Consider the following 15,748-nt stretch of genomic DNA (forward strand, 5'->3'; position numbering starts at 1 on the left):
AAAATGGACTATATTATTGGTATCGACGGCGGGGGAACAAAAACAGAAGCCGTTGCTTACAGCTTAAATGGTCAAGAGCTCGCTGCTTCAAAAAGCGGCTATGGCAATTTGCTCATTAATTACAATACGGCTATTACTCATATTGATGAATGTATTACGGCGTGCAAAGCTGCGCTTGCTGATCATACATGTAAAGGCATTTCACTGGGGCTTGCTGGAAGTAAAGCATTATCTAAAGAAGAAATAAAAAGATATTTTTATGATCGTTATCAGGTAGAAGTAGGTTTATATGATGACGCCATGATTGCACATGAAGCACTACTGCATGGAAAAGACGGGATTTTAACTATCGCAGGTACTGGAGCCGTCAGCATTGGGAAAAAAGACGGAGTGTACGAATACGGAGGAGGGTGGGGACACCTTCTTGGAGATGAAGGAAGCGGATATTGGATTGGTCTTCAAGCACTGATATTGCTGACGAAAGAGCATGATCAAAGCCGTCCTTACAGCAGCCTTAGTCAGACAATCTTGCAACATGTAAAAGCAGATACCATACACGATATAAAAAAGTTTGTCTATTCATCTCCTAAATCAGAAGTTGCTTCACTCACTCCGCTTGTTGTAAATCAAGCGAGAAACCATAAACAAGAAGCAAGTGACATTCTTCAACAGGCTGGAAAGAACCTTGCAAACATGACTCTTCATTTATATAAGAAACAGCGGTTTGAAGGGAGCTGCTTGCTGTCATGCAAAGGCAGCATTTTAACGGAAGTTCCAGAAGTGTTTGATGTTTATAAAAAAGCATGTGAAAAAGAAATAAAGCATATCCAGTGGGCAACACAGCGAGTATCATCTGCTAAAGGAGCTTATCAGCTGTTCATGAACGAGTATAAATAGAGAAAAAATGATGGTGGAAAAGGCAGGGGATCACAGTGAACTTAAATCATATCTTAACAGAAAAACGCAATCCGCAAACCTTAAACATTGATGAATTATCAAGTCTGGAAATTGTAAAAAAAATTAATGAAGAAGATCATCAAGTGCCTCAGGCGATCAATAAAGTGCTGCCTGTTATTGCTCTGTTAGTAGATGAAATTGTCAGTGCTTTTAAACAAGGCGGACGTCTTATTTATATCGGAGCAGGTACAAGCGGGCGGCTAGGTGTATTAGATGCATCTGAATGTGTACCAACATTCGGTACACCTGCCGAACAAGTAATTGGGATCATAGCCGGGGGAGACAAAGCGCTTCGTCATGCGTTAGAAGGAGCAGAAGATAATAAGAAACAAGCGATAGAAGATTTGAAAGCGATTAATTTATCAAATAAAGATATTCTTGTAGGTATAGCTGCAAGCGGAAGAACTCCTTATACACTCTCAGCGCTTGCGTATGCAAACAGCCTGGGGGCAGTAACGGGCTGTGTTGTAAATTCTCCTCAATCACCTATGGAACAAGAAGCAAAATATGCAATAGTAGCAGAATCAGGGCCGGAAGTTGTCACAGGTTCAACAAGAATGAAAGCCGGAACTGCTCAAAAGCTTGTTCTTAATATGCTGACGACCGCTTCTATGATTCAAATTGGTAAAGTCTACAGCAATCTAATGGTAGACGTACAGCCGACTAATGATAAACTTGTACAGCGTGCTAAAAATATTATTGCGGAACTAACAGGCGTCTCACCAGAGGAGGCAGCGGAAAGTTTACAAACATACAAAACGCCAAAAGCCGCCATTCTTGCGCTTCTTACTTCTACAGAAGGTGATGAGGTGCATCGGCTGCTTGATAAACATGACGGACATTTAAAAAAAGCCATCGGAGAAGCAATGGAACAGCCGACTAAAGATTAAGTCTTAAAAGAAGTGCATACGGCACTTCTTTTTTTGTTGAGTACATTTTTTGCACAATGTATGTGGGTGAATTCGGTCTAATCATTTTGTAAGACCCGTAGTATAGTAAAAGCATAAAGCATAGTAAGTATTTCAATTTGTGCACGAATTGGACTGAAGGTGATTCATTTGTTAGACAAACGCAGTACGGCCGTATTGCAAGTTTTACTTCAAGCCGCAACATTTATATCAGTACAAGAGTTAATGAAGCAGTTTCAAGTGTCAAGGCGTACTATCTATTATGATATTGAGAAAATTAACGATTGGCTGTGTCAGCAAGAATTAGAGTTTGTTCAGTACACATATGGGAAAGGCTTTTTTCTAAACGATCAAGTAAAGGACCAAGTTGCTAAACAAATTTCTCATGTTATGCCATCTGCTTACTTATCAGTTGAGGACCGGCAAATATACGTTGCTTTGATGTGTATACTTCGAGGCGGGAAAATCGGAACTCAGCAGCTCATGGATGAAACAGAAGTTAGTCGCAATACTGTCTTACAAGATATTAAAGACTTAAAAAACAAGTGGGTAAAGAAAGGCATATCTTTGACATATAGCTATAAAGATGGGTACGAAGTAAAAGGATCTGAAAGCGACATTCGAAATTTGCTTTATATACACATCACAGAATTATTAAGTCAACATCAAGAAGAGTTGTTGAAAAGGGTCATGAAAGCAGATTACGAATATTCAATGATTTATCACTGGCTTGTAGAGTGTGAATATAAACTGGGAATGGCGTTTACAGACAAGATGCTGACGCAATTAGCCTATATGCTCACGTGCTGTATTCAGCGTATTGGAGGCAAGCGCTATGTAGACGCCTTGATTACTAGAAAAGATGAATTAGAAAAAACCAGGCAGTACAAAGCGCTCCAAGAAATTGAAAGCGTTTTAGGATTTGATTTTCCACCTCACGAAAAACATTATCTGGCCACGGTTTTACTAAGTGCAAAAGTAAATGTAGTAAATCAAGCAGATAGTGATGATTGGATGAGAAGCATTGTAAAAGAAATGGTATCACGGTTTCAAGCATATGCTTGTGTGGTATTTGAAGATCGAAATCGTCTTGAACAAAATTTATATATTCATTTGAAGACGGCTTATTACAGGCTTCTCTATAATATTCACCTCCCTAACCCTATGCTTTCGGCTATTCAAACAAAGTATCAGGATATAGTGGAACTGACAAAAAAAGCGTTGCTTCCTTTGGAAAACAGCCTTCAAACACGTATTAATGAAGACGAAATTTCTTATTTTGCTCTTCATTTCGGAGGATGGATGAAAAAACAAGAGGGAAGGCAAAAACAAAAGCGTATTGTTATTGTTTGTGCCAATGGAATTGGAACGTCCCGTATGCTTCAGTATCAGCTTGAACAACTGTTAACAGATGCTGAATTGATAGGGCCAATGACGGTAAGAGATTATGAGCAGTTTAAAGAAACCTATGATTTAGTTATTACAACTACGCCATTAAAAAAGCGAATGAATGTGATGCTTGTGAATCCTATTTTAACGGATGATGAAAAGCAGCGGTTAATCGACTTAGTTGAACCAGCTTCTTCTCAGCTAACCACTCAAGCCATCATGGGTATTATTAAGCAGCATGCAAATATTCAGGATGAACCAGCTCTGTTAGCTAATTTAAAACTAGTGATACAGCAATCTAAAAAAATGGTAAGAGAGGATAAAAAGCCAATGTTGCATGAAGTATTGCAAGAGCCATTCTTGCAGCTTACAGATTCAGCAGATGATTGGAAATCAGCTGTTAGGCTGGCTGCCAAGCCTTTGTTGAACTATGAATATATTGAACCTTCTTATGTAGAAGCAATGATCAAAAGTGTAGAACAGTTAGGCCCTTATATTGTTATTGCGCCAAAAGTGGCGCTCCCTCATGCAAGGCCGGAACACGGGGTAAATCGTGTGGGTATGAGCATGCTTCGTTTAAAGGAGCCGGTCTATTTTTCTACTGAAAAACAGCACGGAGCGCAGCTTATTATCGTACTTGCTGCTACTGATAATGAAACCCACTTAAAAGCACTGTCACAGCTTTCAATGATGCTATCTGAAAACGATAATATTGACAAGCTTATTGCTATGAATACAAAACAAGAAATGCTTGCATTAATTGAAGCTTACTCAAATTAAAAGGAGAGATAAAAAATGAAAAAGATTTTAGTTGTATGCGGAAACGGTTTAGGAAGCAGTTTTATTGTGGAAATGAATGTAAAGAAAATTTTAGTAGAGCTTGGTGTTGAAGCACAGGTATCTCATACGGATTTAACAACTAGTAAAACGGAGCAGGCAGATATCTATTTAGGATCTGCAGATATTGTAAATCAATTGGATGATGGCAATCGCACGGTCGTGGCACTGCAAAACATTTTAAATCAAGCGGAAATTAAAGGAGCACTGCAAAAATACTTCGTGGAGGCGTAAGCCATGTTTGATTTAATTATGAAAGATATATTAGGAACACCCGCTATTCTAGTAGGGTTGTTTGCACTAATCGGTTTGTTGCTTCAAAAGAAAAAAAGTGCAGATATTGTATCAGGCACCTTAAAAACAATTATGGGTTTTCTTATATTAGGAGCGGGAGCTAATATATTAATTGCTTCACTTGAAGCGTTTGGAAAAATGTTTAATAAAGCGTTTTCCGTTGAAGGCATCATTCCTAATAATGAAGCAATTGTAGCTGTAGCTCAACAAACGTTTGGTACAGAAACAGCGATGATTATGCTTTTAGGTATGATTGTAAATATCATTATCGCGCGCATCACGAAATTTAAGTATATCTTTTTAACTGGGCATCACACCATGTTTATGGCTTGTTTGATTGCAGCAATTTTATCTACCGGCGGGTTAACGGGAGCACCTTTGGTTTTGATCGGGGCACTATTATTAGGTATTTTAATGGTTTTATTTCCTGCACTGCTTCAGCCGTATGTGCGTGAAATTACAGGGTCAAACGATATTGCCGTTGGTCATTTTGGTTCCTTAGGCTATTTAGTAGCAGGGTTTATCGGCAAGCGAGTAGGAAATCGCGAAAAAACAACAGAAGAAATTAAAGTTCCTCAATCCTTAGGATTTCTTCGGGATACATCCGTTTCTGTCTCACTGACCATGACCGTTTTATTTATTATTGTTGCACTTTTTGCAGGCCCTGCATTTATCGAAACAAAATTAAGCGGGGGTCAAAACTTTATTGTGTACTCGCTAATTCAAGCAATCACTTTTGCAGCAGGAGTATATGTCGTGCTGGCGGGTGTTCGTATGCTTTTAGCAGAAATTGTACCAGCATTTAAAGGAATTGCTGACAAAGCGGTACCAAATGCCATTCCAGCTCTAGATTGTCCAACTGTGTTTCCGTTTGCTCCTAACGCAGTGGTCATTGGATTCTTTTCAAGCTTTATCGCTGGTCTCATTTCAATGTTCTTTTTGCCTCTATTTGGTCTAAGTATTATCGTGCCGGGCCTCGTTCCGCACTTTTTTACGGGAGCAGCTGCCGGAGTATTTGGAAATGCGACGGGGGGAAGAAGAGGAGCAGTGGTCGGGTCATTTGCCAATGGAATCTTAATTAGTTTTTTACCGGCTATTTTACTGCCTGTTCTCGCGTCGTTAGGTTTTAAAGGCACAACATTTGGAGATTCGGACTTTAGTGCGGTAGGTATTCTTCTTAGTATGCTAATTAAATTATTTACGTAAAGATAAAAAACTCATGTTACGCTAGTAGCATGAGTTTTTTATGATATTGGAAGTGGAGGAGCAATGAATGAAAATTGGGTTAGCGCAAGTGAGATTTCCAAAGTCAGCCGCAGAGGGTGTAGAAACGGTAGAAAATTGTATGAAACAAGCAGCAGAAGAAGGGTGTAACCTTGTATGTTTTCCAGAATCAATTGTGCCGGGACTTAGAGGAGTGGGTTTTGAAGTTGAGGCCTACAATCACGAAATTCAACAAAATACGCTTTATAAAGTTAAGTTGCTTGCCAAACAGTTAAAGCTCAACGTAATTTTACCACTGGAATGGCGTGACGAACTTGGTATGCATTTAACTGCTTTTGTAATTGATGAAAATGGAAAAGAATTAGGGTATCAAACTAAAAATCAAATTGATCCAGCAGAAGATCAATTTGGTTATAAGCCTGGAAATAGCCGCCAGTTGTTTGAAATAAACGGCGTGAAATTCGGTATTGTTATTTGCCATGAGGGATGGCGCTATCCTGAAACTGTCCGATGGGCTGCTGTAAGAGGAGCAAGCATTGTGTTTCATCCACAGTTTACTGGTGAAGTACCAGATCCGAAGTTTTATGATTATGCAATGATTGCAAGAAGTACGGAGAATGGTATTTACTTTGCAAGCGTGAATTATGCCTTAGAGAACCAAAAAAGCACCACTTCTCTTCTTTCTCCAAAGGGTGAATGTTTGATAAAAGCGAAAGCTGAAAAGCAAGAACTACTAACGTATACGATAGAGCCCGATGAGGCTAACCGGCTGTTAGCTCAGCGTCTGTTATCAAATTTACTATTGTAAAAAAGTTTATTTTTTCTAGTTAAATTAGCATGTGCGCTCTTATAACCCTTTGGTTATTTCTCCTTATGACGATATAAACGTCAATATGGTATTATCAAAAGTTAAAGGGATATTAAAAGGTGTGTGGAAACAATGGATCGAAAAAAAGTCGCATCAGTAGCTGGAGCATTGGTTATTGCCGTAGGAATTTGGCTATTTCAAAGCGGGAAGTTTAAAAGTGAAGCGCAGGCAGATAAGTTTACGAGTACATTTTTGGTCGATCATGAACAAACAGACAATGGATTTGAATTATTTACTTCGGATACCAATCAATATAGGATGTGGTTTCCGCTTCAGTATGTTATTCATAAATCTTCTTATAAAAGCAGTGAAGATGAAAGTGAAGTATGGACAGCATCAACGAAGGAAAATGATTCATACAATGCTGGGAAAATAACGGCTTTATTTTCTAAGAAAAAAAGCAAAGCAGCCCAAAATAAAATGGATGCGTTTCAGCCTGATTACATGTTAAAAGGTAAAAATGCAACGATTTATGTGAAAAAACAAACAAGAGATGGAAAGCATAGCATTTATCATGCTTATGTGAATGATGATTATTCAGACAAGTATATTTACTATACGTTTGAACTAAAAAGCAGCGAACAGACAAACAGTACAAAACAGCAGTATTGGGTAGAAAAAATTCTTCTAAATACACAGTTTCAAAAAAACTCAGCTGAATAGTCAGCTGAGTTTTTACGTAAGGGTTCATAATGCTTTTCCTTTTTTATGTAAACGGGTACAATATGAGTAAGGAGGCCTTTGTATGATTGAAAAACAAGCAGTTGGTGAAAAAGCAGCACAATTTGTTGAAGATGGAATGATTGTAGGACTAGGGACAGGTTCAACAGCTTATTATACAATTGTAAAACTAGGTGAACGAGTAAAAAATGGATTACACATCAAAGCGGTTCCTACTTCTCAAAAAACAGAAGAGCTGGCAAGGAAACTAGGTATTCCCATTGTTACCTTAGCAGATGTTGAATATATTGATATAGCAATTGACGGAGCAGATGAAGTAGATAGCGAACTTTCTTTAATTAAAGGAGGAGGAGGCGCGCTGCTTCGAGAAAAAATGATTGCGTACGCAGCGAAGCGGTTTATCGTGATTGCAGATTCTAAGAAAATAGTGAAGACGCTAGGAGCTTTTCCTCTTCCTGTTGAAGTTATACGTTTTGGCTGGGAAATGACTGCGAAGCACATTCGCAGTGCAGGTTGTGTACCGCAGCTTAGGCTTTTAGATGATCATACGCCGTTTATCACCGATAACGGAAATTACATTCTAGACTGCCATTTTTCAGAAATTGAAAATCCTGCTGAGTTGGAAAAGCAGCTGATAAGGATCCCAGGCGTAGTAGAAAGCGGTTTGTTTGTAGGAATGACGGAGGAAGTTATTACCGTACAAAACCAAGATGTTTATATCATAAAAAAATAGAAGCTTTGGCGTCGGGCCTAGGCTTCTATTTTTTAATTGGAAAGAACGTTCCAATTTTTCTCTAATTGATATATGTATTGAGACGCGTTCAGTACATTTGGATGAACAAAGGTATCAATTGTTTTTTGCGGACAAGCAGATCCGTATAATGAAAAAATGACAAGCTTGCTGTGCTCGATTGGTGATACAACGTGAGATAAACAGCGATAAGAAGGATTTATCAAGCTTTTTACCATCTCATGGATATCTTCTTTGTCGTAAAAATCGACTTCAATTTCCGTCTTTACTAAATAACGGCTTTCAATGGCGCTGCTTCGATAATAATTGTAGCGTGCTCCTATGAAGTAGGACGGATCTGATGTTGAAACGTCCAAATTCGTATATGTTTGATCCTGCTTGCTTTTATAAAAAATAGAATCATGAGTATGCTTCATGAATTCTTGATAAGTTGTTCCATCTTCCCACAGAGCTAGAATACAAGCATCTGTTTCATCTTCCACGTTCCAACCCCCTAATTGGCCAATGAAACCATTCACGTGTGCAAGAGCAGCCCAATGCTGTTGCGTATATGAAAAAGATGCTTTTTTATCAGTCGGTATGCTGCATTTCACAATTTTTGTCAACATTCTCCCATCACCTCAATTAATTACTTCGATAAATGAAGGAAAAATCCTTCTAAAAAGAGGAAAATCATAGACATATCCCCCCTTTAAAAGCCATACATTTCAAATAGGACAATGTTAGGGAAAGAAGGGGAAATGAATGAAAGTTTTTCGTGCAAAAGCCTGTCAATCTCCTATGCGAAAAGGCTGGTCAATTATGTTTCAGCATCCGTTTAAAAAAGATGAAAGAGGAAGATCGCACCCGTTTGTTAAACGGTTTATGTATACAGAGCAACACGATGAAATTGACATTCTCGTTGAAGAGATGAATGAACTGCTGAGAGTGCAGGATTTTTGGACAAGTACTGCAAAAGGAAGAGCAAAAGCAAGATATGATGAACGAGTAGTGAATGCTTTTTATAACGATATTGAAAAAAGAACGAGCGAGCAAATTGACAGCGAGTATGAGTACATTCATGTAATCGGAGAACAAGGAAGCGGCAAAACAGCCTTAATCCGCCAGCTTCTTGGTATAAAAAAGGAATGTGGCTTTCTAGGAATAGGCAGTAAAGGCGCTTATTCTGCTACGTATAAGGTGAAGGATTCCCAACACTATGAAGCTGCTGTCTCTTTTTTTACGCGAAGTGAAGTGCAAAGGAAATTGGAGAATATCCTACTAAGAAGCGCTGAAGTGTATGCTGAAGGAGGCACGGATTATGACTTGGTCTTTGAATTATTACACGGAGATTCCTCTTTTAATCTGCGCGCTCTTTTGGGAGATATCCCATACAAAGCCCGTTATTTTAATGATGATATTCCTTTAAGAATGAGTGATGAAAATAGTTCATTCAAACAATTTGTAGATGCAATTAAACGAGAAAGTGAAATAGTAAAAGACGCTGTTGATCACGAAGGAAAAGATTTTGCAGAAGGATGGCACAAGAGGCTTGAATGTAGGAAAATTACCGAGCAAATGCTTCTGGCAATTGAATCCCGGTTGAAAGAATACAAGGAGGGAACATGGGAAATAGGAGAAGACGACTGGCCAATATCCTGCCGTCTCACAGCAAAAGAGCTGTCTTCCTTTGGTCCGCTAACAAATGAAGAAGAAGAAAATAACGGACGTCTTATTTATCCATTGTTTCGTAGAATTGAAGTTTGCGGCCCTTTTTCTTTTAAAAAAGGAGTAGCGATTTGCGAGCATGCTTGTTTTGAATATACGAGCACCATCCACGATTCTTTTAAACAAGCAGCTTCTATTTTATACGTACATCATGGACTTAAACAATTAAATATTCAATTTCTTCAACAGCTCATCGTACATGGTCACGGTGCTAAGGTAAACGTTTGTGTTACACACGGAGATTTGCTTACCTCTCCAAGCTGCCGTACGGATTATGCTAAAAAACATGCCATGGCTAAAATGATAGATTATGCGCTTAAAAGCGTTTCACCTCTTATGAAAAAGCAGCTTCACTACTATTTAACAGTAGGGAATACGTCTATTTTAGAATGTGTACACGAGGAATCCAAAGAGAGTCATCTTCTGTATAAAGACTTAAAGGCAGCTTTAGTATCAGAAACGAGAAAAAAGCAGCAAGAGCTGCATCCTATTTATTTAAATTTGACTGTCTCTCAGGCTTTTTATGAAGCGATGGAGTCGCTGAACATTCCTTATATGGATAGAGAAACATGTTTGAACATTTCCTTAGGAGAGCATGAAGGGCCGGTGCCAGTCATTGCGTCCGCTTTTATTTCATCTGTCTACGAGCATTTTCTAAGCCAGCCGTCTGGGTGGTCAAGTACTTATCATTCGGTCACCGACCGACAGCAGGTTATTCAAGAATTGGCAGGTGAGTTCGCAACCGTCATTTATTCCTATTTTAACGAACAGCTGCTTGAAAATTCCCGTAATGACTGGGTCGCTCTTTATAAACAAAAAGAAGACGATCAAGCCTACAAATATAGCAGACTAATAGAAAACGTAATTCCTGCCAAAAATGATATCTATCAGCAGCAAATTCTTATGAGAACGGTCTATCAGTTGATCAAATATGTTGTAGAAAAGAAAGACGGCGTACTGGTTCATTAAGGAGTCAAGGGAGGTCAATATAAAAAAGGTTTATCAATAAAAAAACAGAGCCTGATTTCAGGCTCTATTAGCGTTTAGAAATAGCAGTTAAAGTATTAGGTCCGGCAATGCCGTCAGCTGCTAGCTTATTGTCTTTTTGAAAATTACGTACAGCTGATTCCGTATTAGCACCGAAAATACCGTCCGTGCCTTTTGTATCATAGCCAAGCGCCGTTAATTTCTTTTGAAGGGCTTGAACATTGCTGCCTTTGCTTCCTTTTTTAAGCGTTTGTTTTGTGTTAATTGTTGTATCTGCTGGTGGATTTGTTGGCTTTGTTGGATTTGTTGGTGTCGTCGGGTTCGGGTTCGTTCCTGAACTTCCTAAAGCTTTATATGTTGATGGGCCAACAATGCCGTCAGCCGTTAAGCCGTGGTCTTTTTGGAACTTACGAACAGCTGAATCTGTATTGGCACCGAACACACCATCCGTACCTTTTGTATTATAGCCAAGTGAAGTTAGTTTCTGCTGAAGTTCTTTAACTGCATTTCCTTTGCTTCCTTTCTTTAAAACAGTTCCTGTAGAAGGAGCTGGAGCAGAACCTGAGTTTCCAGAAACGTTGTACCCGTTTGCTGCTGCAATGTCGTTAAATGATTTAGAAGAAGTTGTAATCACCACTGGTGTACCGACGGTCACTTTACTAAATAACCATTCTACTTCTTCATCGTACATACGAACGCATCCGCTGCTTACATATTTGCCAATGGAAGCAGGATTATTATTTCCGTGAATAGCATACGTCGTGCCGTATGTACCTCTCGCATTTAGGCCTAGCCAGCGATTGCCAAGGGGATTTCTAGGATCTCCACCAGGAATGTTCCCTTTGTAATAAGGGCGATTGACAATTTTATTCACCACTTTGAAATGGCCTTCTGGTGTAAGAGACTGCGTGCGTCCTGTTGCTACCGAAAACGTTCGGACAAGTGAACCATTTTGGTAATAAGCGAGTTTATTCGTCGCTTTGTTAATGATAATTAAATGAGATGGTGTTGAAGCAGCTTCCGTTTTTGGGACTCCTACAAATAAGCAGGCTAGAGCTAAAATAGCCGCTATGAGTACGATTGTTGTTCTTGATATTCTATTTGCCATGTGGTGCGCCTCCTTAGGCTGCATTAATGAAAAACGTATGGTGCGGCGGTGCTATAAATTCTTCACTAATAAAATAAAAGACGAATAGCTGCATTTTCTATGCCTGTATGTATGCGCTTAATAAGGAAATCATTAAGTAGAAAGACTTTACTAGCGGGAATTTATAATAATAAGAATAACTAAGTTTTTCTTGATGCTTTGTACAACTTTAGGAATATAAGTTTACTAATCTAGGGGATTCATATTCACATAAGCATCACATCCTTTCCAGTTCTTCATTTACGTGTAAAGAAATGAAAGCGTTATACAGATTGTTTTGTAATCGTATTGTAACATAGTTGTATTTTTTATACCATAAAAAGACATAAAATAGTATAAAAATACTTTATATGGGTTTTATGTACAAAAAAATTAAAAGTTAAGGAGAACGAAGCTATTATTAGATATACGAAACTGGAAAAGAAGTATGCGTAGTTTTGTGGAAATAGATAAATATTCTTATTCGAATATAAGGAGGGAGAGAGTAAAAAAACTACTTGCAAAGAGACAAGTAGTTTTTAAATCGTTATTTTTGAGCATACATTACAACAAAATTAAAAAATTTATAAATGCAATCCACTGTGCTGAACCCGCTTGCTGTTAACCAATTTAACTGATCATGTAGAGTTGCCATTTTATCTAACTTCGTACGTTCATGAGCAGCCTCAATTTGCTCATGAGTTAACCCGCTTGCGGCAATTCGTTCGCTCCAGTCTTTTTTATATAACTCTTCAATAATAGAAGAATGGCCTAATACTTGATCAGCATTAATAAATATTCCTCCTGTATGCAGCAAATCATAAATTTGTTCATACAGCTTGTGTTTTTGTTTGTCTTCTAAATGATGGATAGCAAGTGAAGAAATCACAATGTCAAATGAGTGCTCAAATTTGTAGTTTGTTATATCTGATACGATAAATTCTATATGCTGTTCATTTTTAAAGCGTTCCTTTGCTTTTTCAAGCATTTGATCTGAGACGTCAATCAACGTGAAATGCGCATCTGGGTACTTTTCTTTAATAAAAGAAGAAAACAAGCCTGTACCTGCTCCAATATCAAGTATGCGAAGAGGCTTTTTTGAAAAGTGAAGAAGAGAAACGGGAATAGAATAAAAATCAAAAAAGCAAGGAATGAGTTTGCGGCGCTGCTCATCATACTGAGAAGCATGAGCATTAAATTTTTCTTTAACGTTATTTTTCATTTTTACAGCTCCTTTATTTGGTAATATGGAGATACATATATCGTATAGAAGTTTGATAGAAAAGAAAATAAACAAAAATAAGCAGTATTGATTCCAGTTTGTTATGAATAGAAAGAGATGGAGAGAAGAAAATGGAGATCAAATGGCTAAAAACATTCATCATAGCGGCTTCTTATGAAAATTTCAGACAAGCGTCTGAAGATTTATTTTTAACGCAGCCTGCTGTATCAAAGCATATTCAGCGACTGCAGCAAGAATTAGGGGATGAGCTTTTTGAAAAAAAAGGTAAATATATCGCGCTGACTGAGGCAGGACGCTTTTTTTTGCCTCATGCTCAAAAAATGGTGGGAGCATATGAGGAAGGAGTAGGGGATTTTAAGTTATGGAAGCAAGGATATAACCGAAAATTGACTATATCCGCTGCTCCTCAAATAGCAGCATCGATTTTGCCGAGTCTAATCAAACAATTTGTAGAGAGATATCCCCATATTGAAGTCACGGTTAATATCACAAATTCGTTTCAGGTGGGAAAAGACATCAGCGACAGAAAATCAGATGTTGGATTAACAAGGATGCTTCCGGGTCAGGCAGACGTTTTTTATGAGTTAATTCATAAAGAAAAAGCAGTCTTAGTCGCCCCGTTTTCTGTAGGAGCACGTACGGAACAGGAGCTGTTATCTTCCTACCGGCTGCTTACGAATAATCATCCTGTTTATTGGGAAGATTTACTCCTTCAACTCAAGGCTTGTTATCCTCACATTCAGCTGCTTCCTGTGACGCAAGTAGAAATTACAAAGCGCTTTATTGAAGAAGGTTTAGGCGTATCTTATTTGCCATTTTCTATGGTGAAAAAGGAAGTTGAAAATCAAACGTTAAGCATAATTTCACAGCAAAAAATTATTCGGCCTTCTTCACACACGTATATCGTAACAAAAGGCGAAACAGAAGAAATAAAGCAGTTTAAGCACTTTGTAGCTGAGACCTTAACAGAAACGAGCTGAAATGATACCATAAAAAGGAAGGAGAGATGACGATGTATATATTAATCATGCTAGTTGCAGCAGCAGTCGTAGTAGATTTTATTTTAAGAAAAGTGCTTGATATACCTCGCAGCAAATTTTGGGGCAAATATGAGTATGAAAGTCTAGCTTTAGAACGTTGGGACAAATATGTAATGGTAGCTTTTGTTCTTTCTCTGATATTGGATATGATTTTTATGGTTGTAGAGACTTATATCGTATCTTTCCTATTCTTAGTCGTGAATATTTTGCTGAAAAGTATAGATGAATGGAAATATAAACAAGAAACAAAAGAATACGTAACAAGCTTTGTACAGATGGGATTCTTCTTTACGGCTTTTGTTCTATTAGCCAGCGGAAGGATATAGAAAAAGAGGTGAGACATAACTACATTAATCCAATCTGAAAACGAACAAATTGGATATATGAAGCTGAAACGCTTGTGACACCGCTGTTGATTTCCGTGCAAGACTTCGCTTTCCTCGGGCGGCTGGTGAGCCTCCTTGTCGCTGACGCTCCTGTGGGGTCTCACTCCTTCCGCTTTTCCCGCAGGAGTCTTCGTCTTGCCCTCCAATCAACAGCTAGAAGCAGCTAAACGTATGAAACCTACGTTCACCATAATAATAAAAAAACCGAACAATCAATCGTTTCGATTGATTGTTCGGTTTTCCCTTCAGCTATTTTGTCCGAGCCTCTTTTTATATTATTTAAAAATATGATCAATGTCTTTAATTTCGGAAGAAGTGAGCTGAACATCTAGTGTTTTTAAGTTATCAAGTACTTGTTCAGAGCGTTTTGCCCCTGGAATTAATACATCAATTGAATCGCGCGTTAAGTACCAAGCCAGAACAAGATGAGCTACTTCTACGCCTTTTGCGCTAGAGATTTGACGAAGACGCTCTACTTTTTCTAGATTTTGCTGAAATGCTTCCCCGATAAAATGAGGCATATCTTCGCGCAGGTCATTAAACTTTGTGTTTTTATCGTATTTCCCAGCAAGTAAACCAGCAGCTAGCGGGAAGTATGGAATAAATGAAATGCGGTTTGCAGCCGTATAAGGTAAAATATCGTTTTCTGCTTCTCGCTGAATTAAGTTATATTGGCCTTGTACCACGTCTACATAACCATCTTTATTTGCTTCTTTTAACTGATCTAACGAGAAGTTTGATACGCCAATAGAACGGATCTTACCTTCATCTTTTAGTTCTTTTAACGCACCAACCGCTTCGTCTTTTGGTGTGTTTTTGTCTGGGAAATGAATATAATACAAATCGATATAATCTGTTTGAAGGCGTTTTAAGCTATCTTCAACTGACTGTTTTAAAAACGCAGGAGAGTTGTCTAGCAGTACCTCATCTCCAACAATTTTATGTGCTCCTTTTGTGGCGATAACCGCTTCTTCACGATTTCCACGTTCTTTTAGCACTTCACCAATTAGTTCTTCAGAACGTTTTGGACCATAAATGAACGCTGTATCAAGGAGGTTTATGCCATTATCTAGCGCCTTATGAACAAGGTCTTTGCCGACTTCTTCGTTTAGGTTAGGATATAAGTTATGTCCTCCTACAGCGTTTGTTCCAAGTCCAATAGGATTAACATATAATTCGGATTTTCCAATCTGTACTTTTTCTGCCATGTCTAACGTCCATCTCCTTTTTTATATCTTCTTTTTTACTATAGCAAAATATACCATGAATCAAAAATAGTACGCTCATATGAAAAGCAGCTTTAAAAAAGTATGTGAACTTGAGTTACATGTAAATAAGGAGTATATTCTA

The 15,748-nt window shown here is 38.2% G+C and carries 16 protein-coding genes; 11 read left to right on the plus strand and 5 right to left on the minus strand.

Features of this window, described 5'->3' with window-relative positions:
- Positions 1-3 precede the first annotated feature (3 nt).
- From OK414_RS05020 to rpiA, 8 genes are all read left to right on the plus strand, one after another.
- Entirely contained in the window at positions 4-897 is an 894-nt protein-coding gene (locus tag OK414_RS05020; protein WP_264363523.1) for a BadF/BadG/BcrA/BcrD ATPase family protein, read from the plus strand.
- A gap of 35 nt (positions 898-932) precedes the next feature.
- Complete coding sequence (gene murQ / locus OK414_RS05025; protein ID WP_047931788.1) at positions 933-1,847, plus strand: N-acetylmuramic acid 6-phosphate etherase; 915 nt, start codon at positions 933-935, stop codon at positions 1,845-1,847.
- A 159-nt stretch (positions 1,848-2,006) separates the two neighbouring features.
- A complete protein-coding gene (locus OK414_RS05030; protein ID WP_264363524.1) occupies positions 2,007-4,034 on the plus strand; it encodes a BglG family transcription antiterminator in 2,028 nt (675 codons plus the stop codon).
- 15 nt (positions 4,035-4,049) lie between these two features.
- Positions 4,050-4,325 carry a PTS sugar transporter subunit IIB gene (locus OK414_RS05035; protein ID WP_034653957.1) on the plus strand — a complete coding sequence of 92 codons (276 nt, stop codon included), beginning with the start codon at positions 4,050-4,052 and terminating at the stop codon, positions 4,323-4,325.
- 3 nt (positions 4,326-4,328) lie between these two features.
- Positions 4,329-5,591 (plus strand): PTS ascorbate transporter subunit IIC, encoded by a 1,263-nt coding sequence (locus tag OK414_RS05040; RefSeq protein WP_034653955.1) that lies wholly within the window; start codon positions 4,329-4,331, stop codon positions 5,589-5,591.
- A gap of 67 nt (positions 5,592-5,658) precedes the next feature.
- Entirely contained in the window at positions 5,659-6,417 is a 759-nt protein-coding gene (locus OK414_RS05045; RefSeq protein WP_047931786.1) for a carbon-nitrogen hydrolase family protein, read from the plus strand.
- Positions 6,418-6,549: 132 nt separating this feature from the next.
- Complete coding sequence (locus OK414_RS05050; protein ID WP_028407704.1) at positions 6,550-7,140, plus strand: hypothetical protein; 591 nt, start codon at positions 6,550-6,552, stop codon at positions 7,138-7,140.
- Between the two features lie 82 nt (positions 7,141-7,222).
- Positions 7,223-7,891, plus strand: coding sequence for a ribose-5-phosphate isomerase RpiA (gene rpiA / locus OK414_RS05055; protein WP_034653951.1), 669 nt, complete (start codon positions 7,223-7,225; stop codon positions 7,889-7,891).
- 32 nt (positions 7,892-7,923) lie between these two features.
- Here rpiA and OK414_RS05060 read toward each other — a convergent pair whose 3' ends face one another.
- Positions 7,924-8,517 carry a YdbC family protein gene (locus OK414_RS05060; protein ID WP_013055735.1) on the minus strand — a complete coding sequence of 198 codons (594 nt, stop codon included), beginning with the start codon at positions 8,515-8,517 and terminating at the stop codon, positions 7,924-7,926.
- Positions 8,518-8,653: 136 nt separating this feature from the next.
- Here OK414_RS05060 and OK414_RS05065 point away from each other — a divergent pair, with 136 nt between their 5' ends.
- Positions 8,654-10,585, plus strand: coding sequence for a hypothetical protein (locus OK414_RS05065; RefSeq protein WP_047931785.1), 1,932 nt, complete (start codon positions 8,654-8,656; stop codon positions 10,583-10,585).
- 67 nt (positions 10,586-10,652) lie between these two features.
- On the opposite strand, the gene OK414_RS05075 is transcribed toward OK414_RS05065, so the two are convergent.
- Positions 10,653-11,711, minus strand: a complete 1,059-nt coding sequence (locus OK414_RS05075; RefSeq protein ID WP_047931784.1) for a L,D-transpeptidase family protein — start codon at positions 11,709-11,711, stop codon at positions 10,653-10,655.
- Positions 11,712-12,276: 565 nt separating this feature from the next.
- Positions 12,277-12,951: a class I SAM-dependent methyltransferase gene (locus OK414_RS05080; protein ID WP_205662371.1), complete on the minus strand. Its 675-nt coding sequence runs from the start codon at positions 12,949-12,951 to the stop codon at positions 12,277-12,279.
- A 131-nt stretch (positions 12,952-13,082) separates the two neighbouring features.
- Between OK414_RS05080 and OK414_RS05085 the strand changes: the two genes are divergently transcribed.
- Together OK414_RS05085 and OK414_RS05090 are read left to right on the plus strand one after the other, a co-directional pair.
- Positions 13,083-13,952 (plus strand): LysR family transcriptional regulator, encoded by an 870-nt coding sequence (locus OK414_RS05085; RefSeq protein ID WP_034653940.1) that lies wholly within the window; start codon positions 13,083-13,085, stop codon positions 13,950-13,952.
- 32 nt (positions 13,953-13,984) lie between these two features.
- Positions 13,985-14,338, plus strand: a complete 354-nt coding sequence (locus OK414_RS05090; protein ID WP_016763290.1) for a DUF4181 domain-containing protein — start codon at positions 13,985-13,987, stop codon at positions 14,336-14,338.
- A gap of 24 nt (positions 14,339-14,362) precedes the next feature.
- Here the strand turns inward: OK414_RS05090 and OK414_RS05095 are convergent, their stop codons facing one another.
- Together OK414_RS05095 and OK414_RS05100 are read right to left on the minus strand one after the other, a co-directional pair.
- A complete protein-coding gene (locus tag OK414_RS05095; protein WP_263045661.1) occupies positions 14,363-14,548 on the minus strand; it encodes a hypothetical protein in 186 nt (61 codons plus the stop codon).
- Between the two features lie 125 nt (positions 14,549-14,673).
- The gene (locus OK414_RS05100) at positions 14,674-15,606 is read right to left on the minus strand and encodes an aldo/keto reductase (RefSeq protein ID WP_016763291.1); all 933 of its coding nucleotides are present in this window, start codon (positions 15,604-15,606) and stop codon (positions 14,674-14,676) included.
- Positions 15,607-15,748 lie beyond the last annotated feature (142 nt).

The sequence above is a fragment of the Priestia sp. JV24 genome (assembly GCF_025910025.1).
Taxonomy (GTDB): domain Bacteria; phylum Bacillota; class Bacilli; order Bacillales; family Bacillaceae_H; genus Priestia; species Priestia megaterium.